This window comes from Alteromonas lipotrueiana (assembly GCF_019249245.1).
In the GTDB taxonomy this organism is placed as follows: Bacteria; Pseudomonadota; Gammaproteobacteria; order Enterobacterales; family Alteromonadaceae; genus Alteromonas; species Alteromonas lipotrueiana.
The window spans coordinates 44756-61557 of sequence record NZ_JAESDK010000016.1; the positions used below are offsets into that span (position 1 = coordinate 44756).

Annotated in this window: 16 protein-coding genes; 7 read left to right on the top strand and 9 right to left on the bottom strand. The window is 47.0% G+C overall.

What is annotated here, in order from left to right:
- Nucleotides 1-192: 192 nt before the first annotated feature.
- The 4 genes from JK130_RS11545 to JK130_RS11560 all read left to right on the top strand — a co-directional run bounded on the left by JK130_RS11545 (nucleotide 193) and on the right by JK130_RS11560 (nucleotide 4475).
- Nucleotides 193-1179 carry a type 2 periplasmic-binding domain-containing protein gene (locus JK130_RS11545; protein ID WP_218354479.1) on the top strand — a complete coding sequence of 329 codons (987 nt, stop codon included), beginning with the start codon at nucleotides 193-195 and terminating at the stop codon, nucleotides 1177-1179.
- Between the two features lie 345 nt (nucleotides 1180-1524).
- Nucleotides 1525-2082 (top strand): GbsR/MarR family transcriptional regulator, encoded by a 558-nt coding sequence (locus JK130_RS11550; protein ID WP_218354480.1) that lies wholly within the window; start codon nucleotides 1525-1527, stop codon nucleotides 2080-2082.
- Nucleotides 2083-2093: 11 nt separating this feature from the next.
- Complete coding sequence (locus JK130_RS11555; RefSeq protein WP_218354481.1) at nucleotides 2094-3455, top strand: cytochrome ubiquinol oxidase subunit I; 1362 nt, start codon at nucleotides 2094-2096, stop codon at nucleotides 3453-3455.
- 9 nt (nucleotides 3456-3464) lie between these two features.
- Complete coding sequence (locus JK130_RS11560) at nucleotides 3465-4475, top strand: cytochrome d ubiquinol oxidase subunit II (RefSeq protein WP_218354482.1); 1011 nt, start codon at nucleotides 3465-3467, stop codon at nucleotides 4473-4475.
- Nucleotides 4476-4543: 68 nt separating this feature from the next.
- On the opposite strand, the gene JK130_RS11565 is transcribed toward JK130_RS11560, so the two are convergent.
- Together JK130_RS11565 and JK130_RS11570 are read right to left on the bottom strand one after the other, a co-directional pair.
- A complete protein-coding gene (locus JK130_RS11565) occupies nucleotides 4544-5728 on the bottom strand; it encodes an acyl-CoA dehydrogenase (RefSeq protein ID WP_218354483.1) in 1185 nt (394 codons plus the stop codon).
- A 55-nt stretch (nucleotides 5729-5783) separates the two neighbouring features.
- Nucleotides 5784-6257: an Lrp/AsnC family transcriptional regulator gene (locus JK130_RS11570; RefSeq protein ID WP_218354484.1), complete on the bottom strand. Its 474-nt coding sequence runs from the start codon at nucleotides 6255-6257 to the stop codon at nucleotides 5784-5786.
- A gap of 120 nt (nucleotides 6258-6377) precedes the next feature.
- On the opposite strand from JK130_RS11570, the gene JK130_RS11575 reads away from it, so the two are divergent.
- Nucleotides 6378-7361, top strand: a complete 984-nt coding sequence (locus tag JK130_RS11575) for a PLP-dependent cysteine synthase family protein (RefSeq protein ID WP_218354485.1) — start codon at nucleotides 6378-6380, stop codon at nucleotides 7359-7361.
- Between the two features lie 5 nt (nucleotides 7362-7366).
- Here the strand turns inward: JK130_RS11575 and JK130_RS11580 are convergent, their stop codons facing one another.
- Nucleotides 7367-8050 (bottom strand): hypothetical protein, encoded by a 684-nt coding sequence (locus JK130_RS11580; protein WP_218354486.1) that lies wholly within the window; start codon nucleotides 8048-8050, stop codon nucleotides 7367-7369.
- Nucleotides 8051-8088: 38 nt separating this feature from the next.
- Here JK130_RS11580 and JK130_RS11585 point away from each other — a divergent pair, with 38 nt between their 5' ends.
- On the top strand, nucleotides 8089-8586 hold the full coding sequence (locus JK130_RS11585; protein WP_218354487.1) for a P-loop nucleotide/nucleoside kinase family protein: 498 nt from the start codon (nucleotides 8089-8091) through the stop codon (nucleotides 8584-8586).
- Nucleotides 8587-8623: 37 nt separating this feature from the next.
- Here the strand turns inward: JK130_RS11585 and cspE are convergent, their stop codons facing one another.
- The 6 genes from cspE to prlC form a co-directional block, all read right to left on the bottom strand.
- Nucleotides 8624-8833: a transcription antiterminator/RNA stability regulator CspE gene (cspE, locus tag JK130_RS11590; protein ID WP_108568737.1), complete on the bottom strand. Its 210-nt coding sequence runs from the start codon at nucleotides 8831-8833 to the stop codon at nucleotides 8624-8626.
- 290 nt (nucleotides 8834-9123) lie between these two features.
- Nucleotides 9124-10764 (bottom strand): ubiquinone biosynthesis regulatory protein kinase UbiB, encoded by a 1641-nt coding sequence (gene ubiB, locus JK130_RS11595; protein WP_218354488.1) that lies wholly within the window; start codon nucleotides 10762-10764, stop codon nucleotides 9124-9126.
- 12 nt (nucleotides 10765-10776) lie between these two features.
- Complete coding sequence (locus JK130_RS11600; protein ID WP_218354489.1) at nucleotides 10777-11409, bottom strand: ubiquinone biosynthesis accessory factor UbiJ; 633 nt, start codon at nucleotides 11407-11409, stop codon at nucleotides 10777-10779.
- Nucleotides 11409-12194, bottom strand: a complete 786-nt coding sequence (ubiE, locus tag JK130_RS11605) for a bifunctional demethylmenaquinone methyltransferase/2-methoxy-6-polyprenyl-1,4-benzoquinol methylase UbiE (RefSeq protein WP_218354490.1) — start codon at nucleotides 12192-12194, stop codon at nucleotides 11409-11411. Before ubiE ends, JK130_RS11600 begins: the two co-directional genes overlap by 1 nt.
- Nucleotides 12195-12341: 147 nt before the next feature.
- A complete protein-coding gene (locus JK130_RS11610) occupies nucleotides 12342-13034 on the bottom strand; it encodes a DNA-3-methyladenine glycosylase I (RefSeq protein WP_218354491.1) in 693 nt (230 codons plus the stop codon).
- Nucleotides 13031-15070 carry an oligopeptidase A gene (gene prlC, locus JK130_RS11615; RefSeq protein ID WP_218354492.1) on the bottom strand — a complete coding sequence of 680 codons (2040 nt, stop codon included), beginning with the start codon at nucleotides 15068-15070 and terminating at the stop codon, nucleotides 13031-13033. Before prlC ends, JK130_RS11610 begins: the two co-directional genes overlap by 4 nt.
- Before the next feature lie 254 nt (nucleotides 15071-15324).
- Here prlC and gorA point away from each other — a divergent pair, with 254 nt between their 5' ends.
- Nucleotides 15325-16671, top strand: a complete 1347-nt coding sequence (gene gorA, locus JK130_RS11620) for a glutathione-disulfide reductase (RefSeq protein WP_218354493.1) — start codon at nucleotides 15325-15327, stop codon at nucleotides 16669-16671.
- Nucleotides 16672-16802: the final 131 nt, after the last annotated feature.

Consider the following 16802-nt stretch of genomic DNA (forward strand, 5'->3'; position numbering starts at 1 on the left):
GTGACTCTATCCCCCCATTTTAAAGCCCGGAAGCGATCCCTTTCACACCTCTCCTATTTCTTTTCTTATCACCTTAGATTATTTGTCATATCGGGTTAAAAAGCCGGACTTTGCTATTTCACCTTAAAAGCCGCTACACTGAGCATCAGAATAAAATTTGCATTTACCGATTTATTTATCAAGGAATTGCCTTTGCGCTACTTATTTTTCGTCGCGGTCGTCTCGTTGTTGCTAAGCCCATTGAGTTCGTTTGCCCAAACCCGTTTAGGTGCCAGTCAGTTGCCCACCTATGTGGATGATGAAGGCGAGCCAGCCCGACTAAACAACTTAGTCAAAGAAGCTTTTGAGCGTATGGACGAGCCCCTTGAAGTCAGCGTAATGCGTCCCGCTTTTTTGGGAAGCGCAATTTTAAGCGGTGCGCTTGATGGTAATTACGCATTCATTGATTTAGACAATGAAAAAAGCAATATGAAGTATTCCAAGTCATATATGCCGCTATATCTGTACGCGGTTAGCAAAAACGATTCGGTAAAAGAAGTCGCATTAATTCCCCATTTACAAGACCGTCGTGTAGCCATTGATAATCGCTTTTCCAATACCGATACTATCCGGCTTATTAAAGATGTGAAGTGGGGTCGAAACCCGTCGACCTACGATGCATTTAAACAACTGGCGGATAATCGTGCCTATTATTTGGTGACCAGTCGTTTGTTGATTGATGAATTTAATCGCTTATTGCGCAATGAAAACGAAGAGATGGTGTATTTATCGGCCCGGCCATTAGTCACCGCCGGTTTCAAGCTGGCCTTGCGTGAAGATGTCAGTGGTGCGGATGCGCGTTTACAACGATTCGACCAGGTTATTGATGCAATGCAGCGCGATGGGAGCTATAACCGTTTACTTGGAATTACCTGGCTGACTAAAGACGTCAATGGTGATGGTAGTGCAGACTTTATAAGCAGTTCGCAGGTTATTCATCAGGCATTAGCACCCAGAGTCTTAGAGTATGCATTAGCTTTAGACACAACGTCGGTTGACGATACCTCGGTATTTGTGGTTGATGGCACACTCTATACTTCGGCCAGCGACGCCTTCAGTGCCTTACAAAGTGCCGAGGTAGGCGCCCGGCCAAGCTTATTAGATACCGATATCTACGAGCGTATTTTACAGCGCTGGTAGGTTGCTAACAAAGCCCTTTCCAATAAGAGTATTTTCACTACGATAGCAAAACGTGCGCGGTAAACTATGGTGCAGTTTTGTTATTTTTTATCTGGCTTGCCCTTATCCTTCCCTGCCCGTCCATCATCGCTCTAATCGCGCTATATTTTGCTAATCATCTGTTTTGCACCTTGCAGGCAAACCCCACACTTCAATACCTTCTCTACATTTTTACCTCCTTTTTCAAGTCATTGACTGAGGACGATCTTACTGGGTTTTAATATCTTTAATCACAAAGAGAGTTGATCCCTCACGCCCAATATTATAAACTTTCAGTAATTTCTGAAACTTTAAAGAGTTTAATGTATGGAAATGTCTCCTACCGTTAAATCAGCGGTTATGCATTTTGGTGAAATGGGCAGCCGCTGGGGTTTTAATCGCACCGTAGGGCAAATTCTGGCGCTGATAGTTTTAACCGAGCACCCGTTGGCGGCTCAACAAATTGCTGACGCGTTAAGTATTTCGCGGGGCAATACCAGCATGGGACTCAAAGAACTGCAGTCATGGCGGTTGGTCAAACAACATCATATTTCTGGAGAGCGTAAAGAATATTTTGTACCGGCCGGCTCTATCTGGGTACTGGCGAACCGGGTTTTTGAAGAGCGCCGCAAGCGCGAAATAGATCCTACATTATCACTGCTTCGTGATTTGATGATGGATGCGCCTGCTGAAGAGCAGGATGAAGCGGTACAACTTCGCCTGAATGAGATTCACGATTTGCTGGAGTCAGTCACGGCGTGGTCGCAGGAGTTACAAAACTTAGGGCCAGAAAAATTAGACACTCTAATGAAACTAGGCTCCGGAGTAGGTCGTATACTCGATTTCAAAGATAAACTGTTTATGGGCAAAACGCCCTCTCAGTAATGGAGGTTTTCGTGGACGCACTGATTCTTTCACGGCTTCAGTTTGCATTAAACATTAGTTTTCATATTTTATTTCCTACTATTACCATCGCGTTGGGATGGTTTTTATTTTACTTTAAAGTTCGCTCTGACATCTCCGGTCACCCCGTGTGGATGCGCATATACCGTTTTTGGGTGCGGGTATTTGCCCTTACCTTTGCATTGGGGGTTGTCAGTGGTGTAACCATGTCGTTTCAGTTTGGCACAAACTGGCCGGGCTTTATGGAAAAAGCCGGAAATATCGCCGGACCATTATTGGGCTATGAAGTGCTGACTGCGTTTTTCTTAGAAGCGACCTTCCTGGGCGTTATGCTATTTGGTATCCGACGGGTTCCGGGTTGGCTGCACACCTTATCAACCTTGGTGGTAGCCATAGGCACAACAGTTTCAGCCTTCTGGATTATCTCACTTAACAGTTGGATGCATACCCCCCAGGGCCACGAGATGGTAGATGGGGTGCTGTATGCCAAAGACTGGTCAGCGATAATTTTTAATCCGTCATTTCCTTATCGGCTTACACACATGTTGTTAGCTTCGGGCCTGACAGCAAGCTTTTTAATCGCCGGGCTCTCGGCCTATCGTATATTTAAGGGCGATGACAAAATTGCGCCAAAAATTGCGCTCAAAACGGCAACCTATACCGCGGCGGTATTAATCCCACTTCAAATTTTTGCCGGCGACTTGCATGGTTTAAATACACTTGAGCATCAGCCACAAAAGATTGCTGCAATGGAAGGGGTGTGGGAAACCGATACCCAGGTGCCCTTAGTTTTGTTTGCGGTACCTGATGAAGACAACCGTACGAATCATTTTGAAGTGAGTATTCCGCGACTTGCCAGTTTAATTCTTACCCATTCGCCAGATGGTGAAATTAAGGGCCTAAACGAATTTAAAGGCGAGCATCCACCAGTGAAACCGGTCTTTTTCGCGTTTCGGGTTATGGTGGGTATGGGCATGCTGATGTTATTTTGCGCCTGGGCGGGTAGCTTTTTCCTGTATCGCCGTAACCAGTTGCCAGGATGGCTAACCCGGATATTCATAGCCATGAGCTTTAGTGGCTGGATTGCTACGTTGGCAGGCTGGTATGTAACCGAAGTAGGCCGGCAGCCCTACCTGATTTATGGTGTCATGAAAACAGCGCAAGCGGTGACTGCCCTACCGGCCGGTAATGTCTGGTTTTCTTTTCTGATGTATGCCGGGGTCTATTCCATACTGCTGGTGGCTTATATGAGCACCTTGACACTTATGTGCCGGCGCTCAATCGAAATTGAAGAAATTTCCAGTGAAGAACGCGAAAAAGCGCGCGCTGCCCGCGTCTCGCCTACCGGAGCTTAGGAGTAATTTATGCCATTTGAAAGTTTAAGTTTAGTCACGCTGGCACATATTTACATAGGGTTAATGGCATTAGCAGTACTTTTGTACGCCGTACTAGATGGTTATGATTTAGGTGTTGGCGTACTGATACCGCCGCGTAACGAGGCCTTTCGTGATGACATGATTGCTTCTATTGGTCCTTATTGGGATGCCAACGAAACCTGGTTAGTGTTGGCGGTCGGCCTTTTATTATTTGCGTTTCCTCATGCTCATAGTCAAATTTTGCAAACCTTGTACGTACCGGCCACATTAATGCTGTTGGGGCTTATTTTACGGGGTGTGTCGTTCGACTTTAGGGCTAAGGTTGCTCAGTCAAAAAAACGTAAATGGGATTTGTCATTTAAGTATGGCTCATTAATAACGACTTTGGCTCAGGGCTATATGCTGGGAATTTGGGTCACGGGTCTGCGTACTGACTGGATGGCCCAGGGCTTTGCCTTGCTGGCCGCACTGGGTGTGACCGCTGCGTATGCATTTATCGGTTCGTGCTGGCTTATACTGAAAACAGAAGGTGAGTTGCAGCAAAAAGCGGTGTACTGGGCTAAGCGCGGACTATTTATATTAGGCGGAGGCATTGCTGTGGTCAGCATATTAAATCTGACTTTGCATGAAAGTGTGCGAGCACTTTGGTTATCGGCGCCCTGGGGGTATTTTCTAATGGCGATTCCGGTTACCTGTTTTGCATTGCTGTGTTTATGCGCCGTTGTTTTAAAACGCTCGCCCACCGCAAAAGGTCATGCCGAATGGTTACCCTTCGTTATCGCTCTGCTGATATTTGGCTTGTGTTTTGCCGCCTTCGCTATTAGCTACTACCCCTATGTGGTGCCGGGTGAGTTAACTATAATAGAGGCCGTGGCCGATGCCAGTTCGCTACGCTTTTTACTGGTAGGCGCTTCAATTGTTGTTCCCTGTATTCTGGCCTACACATTTATGGTGTATCGAATTTTTTCAGGTAAGGCTGAAAAACTCAGTTATTATTAAGCAATGCCTTAATTTAAAAATGGCGGGGGCCATACATCTGCCTCCGCCATTATTGCGCTCGTGCAGTATCAAAAAAACGCCTGCAAACCCGTTTGGGCACGTCCTAGTATAAGGCCATGTACATCGTAGGTGCCTTCATAGGTGTTAACCGTTTCTAAGTTCAGCATATGGCGCATGATGTGATATTCATCGCTGATGCCGTTACCGCCGTGCATGTCGCGGGCCTGGCGGGCAATATCTAACGCTTTACCGCAATTATTGCGTTTAATCAGTGAAATCATAGCCGGATCAAATTGCTGACTATCAATTAAGCGCCCTACCCGCAGCGCCCCTTGCAAACCCAGTGCGATATCGGTTTGCATATTAGCCAGTTTAGTTTGAAACAACTGAGTTTGTGCCAGCGGCCGGTTAAACTGTTTACGCTCTAATCCATATTGGCGCGCTGCATGCCAGCAAAATTCGGCTGCCCCCATACTGCCCCAGGCAATACCGTACCGAGCCCGGTTCAAACAGCTAAACGGCCCTTTTAAGCCCGACACGTTTGGCAGCATATCGTCATCAGGTACAAATACTGAGTCCATCACCAACTGCCCGGTAATAGAGGCCTTTAAAGACAACTTGTGTTTTATCTCGGGGGTCGATAAGCCTTGACTACCAGTCTTTACAATAAAGCCGTGAATAGCGTTATTTTTATCGCTTACTTTTGCCCACACAATAGCAATATCGGCAATGGGCGCATTGGTGATCCAGGTTTTGGTGCCGGTGAGCAGATAACCGCCGCTTGTTTTAATAGCCCGGGTTCGCATGGCCGCCGGATCAGAACCGGCATCGGGTTCGGTTAGTCCAAAACACCCTATCCATTCGCCGCTTGCCAACCGGGGTAAGTACTGCTGTTTTTGGGCATCGCTGCCAAAAGCATCAATAGGATGCATAACCAGTGAAGATTGCACACTCATGGCACTTCGATAGCCACTGTCGACCCGCTCAACCTCTCGTGCAATTAATCCGTAAGTGACATAATTGACGCCCGCGCACCCGTACCCCTGGATTGTTGACCCCAGCAACCCCAGTTCTCCAAACTCGCGCATTATGTCCGGGTCAAAATGAGCCTCACGGTTTGCCTGAAGAATACGCGGCTGCAGGCGGTTTTGACAAAAGTCGCGGGCGGTATCGGCCACCATACGTTCGTCATCTTGCAGCTGGTCATCCAGCATTAAAATATCATTCCAACAAGAAGCAGGTTGATTACTCATAAGGTTCCTCTGTGATGTATGTGGTGGCGATAGTGGCGGGTTGATTTGCGGGTATTTATAAATGATGCAAGGGTAAAGCGGTAGAATACTTGATTTGTTCCATCGCAAAACTGGATGTTACATCGTTTAAATCTATACCCTTAACCAGCCGTTTATAGAAATAATCAAAACTGGTCATATCCTTAACCAGTACCTTCAATAAATAATCATATTCGCCGCTCATGCGGTAGAACTCTACGACTTCATAAAAACCTTCGACATGCCTGGCAAACTGTTCTAACCATTTGCCATCATGGCGCGCAGCTTTTACCTGTACAAAAACCGTGGTGGTCAATGCCAGCCGGCTGGCATCCAGTAGTGCCACTTTTTTCGTTACGATACCATTTTGCTGAAGCCGCTGAATTCGACGCCAGCAAGGAGTTGTAGTTAACCCCACCTGTTCAGCCACCTCTGTTACCGACAGATCAGCATTGGTTTGCAACAAGCCCAGAATAGCGCGATCAATCTTATCAATAGAAATTTCTTTCATAAAATATCGAATAACAGCAAATTATTTGTTTTTGAGCATAAATCGCCCAGCCTATTTAAGCAAATTTTGTAAGCACACTCTGCCACACTGGTTCTTATCAGAAGTCACCGGAACACCCTTATGAATATTGACCGACACAGCATGCCCCCAGCCCGCATCTATGACAATATCACGCAAACTATTGGTCATACTCCGCTAATTTATTTACACCGCCTGGCTCGTAAGTATCAATGGGTTACCACACCGATGGTAAAGGTAGAATATTTTAATCCTGCCGGTTCGATAAAAGACCGCCCTGCCCTGGCGATGCTAAAACAACTGATGAACAGCGCCGCGTTTAATCAAGACACCCAAATTATTGAAGCGTCATCTGGCAATAACGGAGTGGCCTGTGCCTGGCTTGGAGCGCTCTATGATATTAAGGTGACTATTGTTATCCCTGAGCATATGTCGATAGAGCGTCAGCGTTTGATTCGTCATTATGGTGCGGATGTTATTACTACCCCAAAACAGTTGGGTACCAAGGGCGCTATTGATAAAGCCCGGCAACTGGTATTACACACCCCCGGTGCGGTGGCGCTGGACCAGTTTGCAAACCCAGCGAATGTAAAAGCTCATGCTCAAACCACAGCTCAGGAGTTATTGCACGATACCGCCGGACAAATTGATGTGCTGGTGGCAGGAATAGGCACCGGTGGCACCATAACCGGACTGGCTCAGACCATAAAACAGCAATGTCCTGCTTTAAAAGTAATTGGAATAGAGCCGGCTCGCTGTCCGGTATTAAGTGAAAAGCGCAGTGGGGTACATAATATTCAGGGCTTAAGTTCAGGGCATATACCGGATATTCTGGATCCGCACTGCATTGATAAAATAATGACGGTAGAAGACGATGATGCCATTGGGTTTGCGCGCTTGCTGGCTACTTGTGAAGGTCTGGCGGTAGGTATTTCATCGGGCGCAGCTATGCATGCCACTGCAAAGCTGTGCCAGCTAGCCGAATATCGCAGTAAAAAAATAGTGACCATTTTGCCTGACGGCGCTGAGCGTTATTTTTCTACTGAACTGTTTGTAAATTCGTCCGATAGCCAAGCGGACGACTAACGGGTTTAAGGCATAATGTCGGTAGTCAGCCACCACGGTTGCGCAAAAGATACCTGCGCAGCGGGTATCTCGAATTCATAGGGCGGCTCGAATGTTTGCCAAAAACCGGCCCGCAGGTCGGGATTATGAATTGTTAGTAGTCCGTCATTCTGATAGCGGCGTAGCACAGTATTGTATGCTTCAACAGGAAATAACGGCTTACGGGGAGTAAACACCACCGCACCGCCGTGCTGCTGATACAGGGCTTTGTCTACCTGCCATGAGCCTACCTGCTGACGAGCCACTTTGTGTAAGTCAGTTGTTTCAGATGATGAAGCAACAGAAGTGCGAAATCGCTCGGTGAATTGCCTGGCAAGTTGAAGATCAGTCGTAATACCCTGTTTATCAGCATAATCCTTTAACACGGTATCGACGATAATCTGGGTCAGCTGGTGCTGACGAAAACCCACCAACGCTACTTCTTTGCTGACACTGGCATTATGCGTCATATTTTTAAGCTCTTTTTGATCTGGGCTTATCTGGCTAAGCTCAATCGTGTTTCCCAACACAACGGCCACTTCCTGCGCCCGTGGCGCGTGAGTGCATAACCCTAACCATAAAGTCCCTATTACAATTGCTACCTGCTGCAGACGCATGATGTCTTCTCCTATGATTTTGGTCAGCTGGCCATCGTGTTTGAGGCACTGCATACTAGTATCATAACCTGAAGTCGAATAAAAAAGCATCTATGCATAAATTGTATCTGGTCGCCGGACAGCCGGCCGTAGGTAAAACTACCTGGGCTGCAATATTGGCGCAGTCTACGCGCGCCTGTTTTATTGACATTGATACGCTGAGCGAGCCGATAGTCCGGGCTGGACTGGGGCTTGGTGGCATGCCGATGGACGACCGCGATAGCCTGCAATACAAGCAAACCTTTCGTGAGCCGATATATCAAGCCATGTGGCAAACTGCCCGACAAAACCTGCCCCACGTGCCGGTTGTTATGTGCGCCCCTTTTACTAAAGAGTTACAGCAACCTGACTGGCTGCAGCAAATAGAGCAACAAATACAGTGTAGGGTGACGGTTTTTTGGTTATATGCCAGTGAGACAACAATAAAGCGCCGGATGCAAAAAAGGGGAAATAAACGGGATTTGGCTAAACTGGCTACGTGGGGACAATACCAGTCTTATTTCGAGGTGATGCCACAGTGCCGACACATTGCGGTTAACTGTGACAAATAAAAAACAGCAGTCAGATGACTGCTGTTTTTAGGAATACTTAGATAGCATTCACGTTGGCAGCCTGCAGACCTTTCTGACCTTGCTCAACTTCAAACTCAACGCGTTGACCTTCGTTAAGAGTCTTGTAGCCTTCTGAAACGATAGCACGGAAATGAACAAAAACGTCCTTATCACCGCTATCCTGAGTTAGAAAACCATAACCTTTATCAGCGTTAAACCACTTAACGGTACCTGTAACTTTTGACATGTAGACCTCAAAAAATCTCTATTAACATCGCTTTCGCGTATAACTAACCGTCTTTAAACTTGACGAGTTTATTTGGGTCTTACTTTAGAATGAACAAACCACTAACTGCAAATCACAGGCGTAACTTGAGTATTTATACATCAACGCAGAAACAAATATAAACACGTCTGGTTAAAGACTTTGGCTAAAACAGCCAAGAACACTATAACAGGTATTTTTATAATTAACACATAAATAGCAAGTAAAAAGTTAAAATTTGTACAACTTTAAGGGCACTATTTGCGGCCTTATTATTGTAACTCCCGATGACCCTTTCGCCACGACTGCAACCAGCAGCCTACACCAGTACCGGCACTTAGCGCCGGAAATATCCAATGCATTTCGTAAACGGGTAATATCGCCGCCACTATAATAAAAGTGGCGCCCACAACACCGTAATGGGCTGCCCGGGTTGCATGAATTTGCATTTGAATAAGATGCTGATGCTCTCGGCGCTGTCGAATAGGCAAAGCTTTAAGTTGCACCATACTGTCGTGCAACAAATCGGGCATGTCTGGCATTTTTTCTGACCAGTACGGCAAATTAGCTTTTACTTTTTTTAGCATAGCTTTAACGCCAATTTGCTCCTGCATCCAGTTTTCTAAGAACGGCTTGGCGGTTTTCCATAGGTCTAGTTGTGGGTACAGCTGTCGGCCCAGACCTTCAATGTACAACAATGTTTTTTGCAGCAATACCAGTTGCGGCTGTACCACCATATTAAAACGTCGGGCAGTATTAAACAGCTGCAGCAAAACATTACCAAATGAAATCTCGGCCAGCGGTTTTTGAAAAATGGGTTCGCATACAGTGCGAATCGCCATTTCAAATTCGTCAATATTGGTGTCGGGCGGCACCCAGCCTGAATCGGCATGTAGCTGTGCGACCTTGCGATAATCGCGATTAAAAAATGCCACAAAGTTTTCTGCAAGGTACCGTTTGTCTTCTTTATTCAGCGTACCGACAATACCAAAGTCAATGGCGATATACTTGGGTTCATCAGGGGTCTCAGGCGATACAAAAATATTGCCTGGGTGCATATCTGCATGAAAAAAGCTGTCGCGGAATACCTGTGTAAAAAACACTTCTACCCCCCGTTCAGCCAACAACTTCATATTGGTCTTTTGCGCCAGTAAAGCATCAATATTTGAGACCGGTATGCCGTAAATACGCTCCATTACCAGCACATTGTGGCGGCACAGCTCACTGTAAATTTTAGGAATATACAGAGCATCCGAGCCTTCAAAATTACGACGTAGCTGAATACCATTGGCTGATTCACGCAATAGATCAAGCTCGTCGACCAGTGTTTTTTGATACTCGGTAACCACTTCTACCGGACGCAGACGTTTACCGTCAGGCAGCCATTTTTGCAAAACCTGAGCTAAGGTGAACAACAGATCCATGTCGGCTTCGATGGTTTTACGAATATCAGGTCGCAGTACCTTAACCACCACATTGCTACCATTGCTGTGAAGCTTTGCCGCGTGCACCTGTGCTATAGAGGCTGAGGCTAATGGGTCTACCTGAAATTCGCTGAACAACTCATTTAAATCGGTAAGCCCCAAAGCCTCTCGAATAATGATCTGAGCCTGGTCAGAAGGAAACGGCGCAACTTTATCCTGTAATCGGGCAAGTTGATTGGCAATAGCCGGATGCAATAAGTCACGACGGGTCGACAGCATTTGTCCGAATTTAATAAATACCGGCCCCAGCGACTGCAGCGCCAGAGTAATGCGTTCGCCTGCAGTTTCATGCTTATACTGGTTGTTTATCCAGAAAACACATTTGCGCAGGGCTCTGGCGTACCAGGGCATCCAGCGATCAGGAATCAGCTCATCTAAGCCGTGCTGTAACAGCACCTTGTTGATTTGGTACAATCGGAAAATTCGCATAACCAAATATAATTACTGCTCTTTGTCTAATGCGTTAAGGCGGGCCTCAAAACGCTGAATGTCGTCGCGTAAAATGCTCACTTCGTCACTAAAGTGCAACATAGCTAACTTACCAACCCCAATGGGTTTTTCTTCGGTTATGGTGTTTGTTATGCCAGCGCGGGTGCGCCCTAAAACTTGCATCAGGCTCTGTTTGAACTTTTCAGCACTACTAAACGCCTGATGGGCGGCAATATCGCCGATATAGTCAGACAACCATTCTTCAGGATCAGTATCCAGTTGCCCGAACAAAGCGGCTACTTTTTGTGCAATGCTTAATTCACCGTCTAAATCTAATGCTTGTTGACGGATAAGCTGAGTCAGCTGGCTGGTTTGGGTAAGTTTAGGCAACACACTGACTGAAGTGCGAATACAACAAGTGTGAGTGTCTATATCTGCCACTACTTCAGGGTGCGACCGGGGTTCGGTATGGATATCCACCCGCTTAGAAAATATCAGCGTAAGCCCGGCAGGCAGTTCATCTAAAAACAGCACCAGTCGCTGACCTTCTAATGCCGCCAACCGACCCGCACTATCTTCATCCAGTGTCAGTATTCGGTTGACTGCAGCTTCGGCAGTGGCCGTAAACAATGCGCTTGCTGGCATTAAAATTTGTATCCCCGATGCAGCGCTACTATGCCGCCGGTCAGATTACTGTAGTCGCATTGCTCAAAGCCGGCCTGCTCAAACATTCCTTTAAGCGTCTCCTGGTCAGGGTGCATGCGAATGCTTTCAGCCAGATAACGATAGCTTTCTTCATCGTTTGCCACTACCTGCCCCATACGCGGCAAAATATGAAAAGAATAGATATCGTACAGCTTTGATAAGTGCTCTGATGCGGGTTTTGAGAATTCCAGTACCAACAGACGCCCACCCGGTTTTAACACCCGGTAGATTGAATCCAGTGCGTTTTGTTTTTCGGTCACATTGCGCAGGCCAAATGCCATAGTGACAACATCAAAAGTGTTGTCGGGGAACGGCAGGCTTTCGGCGTCAGCCTGAACATAATCAATGTTACTTACCAGGCCTTTATCACGCAATTTATCGCGGCCAACTTTAAGCATCGACAAATTAATATCAGCCAGTGTTACTGAACCGGTAGGGCCTACCATGCGTGAAAATTTTGCAGTCAGATCGCCGGTACCACCAGCAATATCCAGAACCTTATGACCGGCTCTTACTCCGGAACAATCAATGGTATAGCGCTTCCACAACCGATGTACGCCTAACGACATAAGGTCGTTCATCACATCATACTTGGCGGCGACCGAATCAAATACATTGGCAACCAGCGATGCTTTTTGCGATTTATCGACCTGTTTAAAACCAAAGTGGGTCTGTTGACCGGGTGAATTCTCAGGCGCCGGAGATGTCGTATCTGAGTCGCTCATACCATTCCTGTTACGTATTCAATCATGGTTCGAAGTGTACCCAATAAAGGCAGCTAGCAACAGCCATTTAGGGTTAAATTCCTGCTAACTAACCCGATGACACTGTGGCAAAGAACAAGGCCCAAAATACAACATCGGCTTTACCTGTTAGCGATTAGCCCGGTTTGTACCCCAGCTATAAGACAGAATCTGGCTAATTTGTGTAAGCGAGCGGCCGCTCTCCTGATGCCAGTTGTCGAACTGATTATTAATAGCGGCCAGACTACGTTTGCTGCTTATTCCGCCATCAAACACCTCGTGCTTGCGCAAATAATCTTCGTTATCTTGCGACAACAAAAAGGTATCTACGCCTAAGGCACGCAACATGTAAGGCCCGGTATTTCCACCTAGCCGGGCGCCATGCTGTTTTAGCCTTAACCACAATTGAGTAATTTCAGCAGCCTTAAAGCCAGCAACAAACTTTCCGAAACTACCGTGCTCGTGACGCACATCCGCAATCATCAAGGCATTGGCGCGCACCGTCATTACCTTTTTATAGTTTCTGACTATGCGCTTGTCGGTGGCTTTTTGTTCAAGCATTTCATCGGGCATTAACAGCACCTTTTCTACATCGAAGCCAAAAAAAGTGTCTTCGAAAGCGGGCCATTTTTGTTCAATGACCCGCCATACAAACCCTGACTGAAATACCTTTTTGGTCATTGCAGATAAAAACCGGTCGTCGGGTATACCCGCTACCTGCGCCGCGGAAAGCGGCTGGCTAAGAAGCCGCTCCAGACCCGCTTTGCCACCTTTGCGTTCACAGGCGCGCCGGTAAATTACCTCAAAAGACTCTACGCTCATGCCGCTTTAATGCCACTGTGACGTAATAGCGCTTCGACATTCGGCTCGCGTCCACGAAACGCCACAAACAAGTCCATTGGTTCGCGACTGCCGCCCATCTCCAGAATATTATGTAAAAAGGCCTTGCCGGTATCGCGGTTAAAAATACCGTCCTCTTCAAATTTACTAAAAGCATCTGCCGAGAGCACTTCAGCCCATTTGTAGCTGTAATACCCTGCTGCATAGCCACCCGCAAAGATATGCCCAAAGCTATTTTGAAAACGATTAAACTCAGGCGGCACAATAACTGCGACTTTCTGGCGTACTTTGTCCAGTTCAGCCTGCACATCAACCTGCTCACCTTCTTGCTGATGTAAATTGAAGTCAAACAAACTGAACTCTAGCTGACGAACCATCTGCATTGCCGACTGAAAGTCTCTGGCAGCAAGCATCCGATCCAGTAATTCTTCAGGCAGCGGATCGCCGGTTTCATAATGCCCGGAAATGAAATTAAGCGCTTCTTCTTCCCAACACCAGTTTTCTAAAAATTGACTCGGCAGCTCTACCGCGTCCCACGGCACGCCATTAACTCCTGACACCCCGGCCACGGTCATTTTGGTGAGCATATGATGCAGCCCGTGTCCGAACTCATGAAATAAAGTGACGACTTCGTCATGAGTAAACAGCGCAGGGGTATCGCCAACCGGTCCGTTGAAGTTACAGGTCAGATAAGCCACCGGCAACTGCATCTCACCGTCTTTTTGTTCGCGACGCACCCGGCATTCGTCCATCCAGGCACCGCCTCGTTTATTAGCCCGGGCGTACAGATCAAGATAGAAACTGCCGCGCAATGCATCGGCGTTATCGGTGATCGTAAAATAGCGCACATCATCGTGCCAGGTATCAATACCCGGCTGCTCGATAATTTTCAAACCATACAACCGCTGAACCGTTTCAAACAAGCCGTGCAATACTCGTTCTTCAGGAAAATACGGACGCAGCATTTCATCTGAAATCGTGTATTTCTCCTGCTTTAGCTTTTCGCTGTAATACGGTACATCCCAGGCTTCTAGTGCCTCGACCTGGTGCTGCTGCGCAGCATATTGTTTTACTTCGTCTAAATCGGCCTGAGCCTGAGGCAAAGAACGCGTCGCCAAATCCTCTAAAAAGCCTGTGACCTGTTCGGTAGAGCTGGCCATTTTGGTGGCTAATGAGCTTTCAGCATAATTATTAAAGCCCAACATTTTGGCAGACTCGGTGCGCAGGGCTAAAATTTCTTGAATAATAGCGGTGTTGTCCCACTTGCCTGCATTAGGCCCCTGATCTGAAGCCCGGGTTGCAAACGCCCGGTACATTTGTTCGCGTAGCGCGCGGTTATCGGCATACAACATTACCGGCAAATACGAAGGGATATCCAGGGTAAACAACCAGCCATCCAATTCTTTTTGCTTCGCGGCTTGCGCTGCCGCTGCCAGTGCTGATTCAGGCATACCCGCCAGCTCATCCTGGTCGGTAACATGTTTGGTCCACCCCATTGTGGCGTCCATAACATTGTTGCTGAACGTAGAGGATAACTCTGACAACCGGGCACTTATCTGCGCATAGCGTTTTTTTTGTTCCGCTGGCAACGCTACCCCTGACAACGTAAAGTCGCGAATGGTGTTATCAATGTATTTTTGACGTTGTTCATCCAGATTTTCAAATTCATCGCTTTTGCGCAAACGGGTATAGGCATCAAACAAGCCTTCGTGCTGGCCAACCCAGGTGCCGTACTCAGAAAGCAGCGGCAAGCAGCTATCGTGAGCTTCACGCAGTTCATCGCTGCTGACCACTGAATTCATATGTGACACTGGGGACCACATTTTGCTTAACCGATCATCCGCCTCTTCTACACGCAATACCACGTTTGCATAACTGTCGTCTTTAGAGCTGACAACCTCATCAATCGTTTTTTTACAATTGGCAATAGCCTGTTCAATTGCGGGTTTTATCTGTTCAGGGGTTATTTGAGAAAAAACAGGTAATCCGTCAACTTTTTCAATGGCTGGTTGTGTCATTAGACTCTCACTTTTTGTTCGTAGATATGACAAGAATGTAGGGCTGCCCAGTCACAAAAACAAGGCGTAACTTGCAAACCGGGTAGAATGAGTGTCTGGCTAAGCTTGTCTGCATCTTCAAAGACCCAATATCAAAGCTGCTGCGTAACCACCCGATAATGTGTATTAATTATTGTTCGTACAGATATTTTGAGTACTGTATCTAATCGTGCCAGACTATTTGTTTGACCCACCCTGAGTAAAACAGGAATCTCATGAAAGAATTTGATTATATTTGTATTGGCGGCGGTAGCGGAGGGATTGCGTCGGCAAACCGCGCTGCAAAACATGGCCAAAAAGTAGCCATGATTGAAGGCAACCTGGTTGGTGGCACTTGTGTGAATGTAGGGTGCGTCCCTAAAAAAGCCATGTGGTTTGGGGCTAATGTTGCCGAAGCTATTAATCGATATTCGGAAGATTACGGTTTTGACGTTACGTTAAACAAATTTAACTGGCCGGTGATGGTCGCTAACCGCCGTGCATACATTCAACGTATTCATGCTTCGTACGACAAAGTACTGGCTGCTAACGATATTACCTTAGTTCAGGGTTATGCGAAGTTTGTTGATGACAATACTATTGAGGTAAACGGTGAGCAGTACCGGGCACCACACATCACCGTAGCCGTAGGCGGTCATCCTCGGTTACCAGATATCCCTGGCGCTGAACATGGTATTGATTCAGATGGTTTCTTTGACCTGGAGCAACAACCCGAACGCGCTGTAGTCGTTGGCGCTGGTTATATTGCGGTAGAACTTGCCGGGGTTTTACACAGCCTTGGTACAAAAACCGACTTGGTCATACGTCACGATGCGCCTTTGCGTCACTTCGATCCTATTATCCATGAAACATTGGTAGAGGTCATTGAAAACGAAGGTCCAAAACTGCATAAACAATCCGGAGTTCAAAAAGTTGAAAAGCTGGATAATGGCGAGCTGGAAATTAAACTCATCAGCGGTGAAACGATTGTTACCGATTGCCTGATATGGGCTATCGGACGTGTACCCAGCACCGACAAACTGGCGTTGGAGAATACTTCAGTAGCGCTGGATGACCGTGGCTATATTGATGTAGATAAATATCAGAATACCCGTGCTGAAGGCATTTATGCCATTGGTGATATTACCGGCCAGGTTGAATTGACTCCGGTGGCAATTAAAGCTGGGCGATTACTAAGCGAACGCTTATTTAACGGTCAAAAAGACGCGCATTTGGATTATAACCTCATTCCTACGGTGGTCTTTTCGCACCCTGCTATTGGGACTATCGGACTGACCGAAGCCGAGGCGCGCGAGCAGTACCAGGAAGATGTAAAGGTCTATACCACGGCTTTTTCGGCCATGTTCACCGCTGTTACCCGTCACCGTCAGCCCACTAAAATGAAGCTGGTCTGTGTGGGTGAAGAAGAAAAGGTGGTTGGTCTGCATGGTATTGGGCATGGCATGGACGAAATTCTTCAGGGCTTCGCCGTGGCGATGAAAATGGGCGCCACAAAAGCCGACTTTGATGCTTGTGTGGCCATTCACCCCACCAGCGCTGAAGAGTTTGTCACCATGACGTAAGTGGGTATGCCTGTCGCTATTCATCAAGGGGTGGCGACAGGTTGGTATCTCAGCTTTACACTCCCCCCTGGCTTTGTCTTTTGCATTACGCACAGATAGCAGATAAGTTATTAGTTTTGACAATAATAACA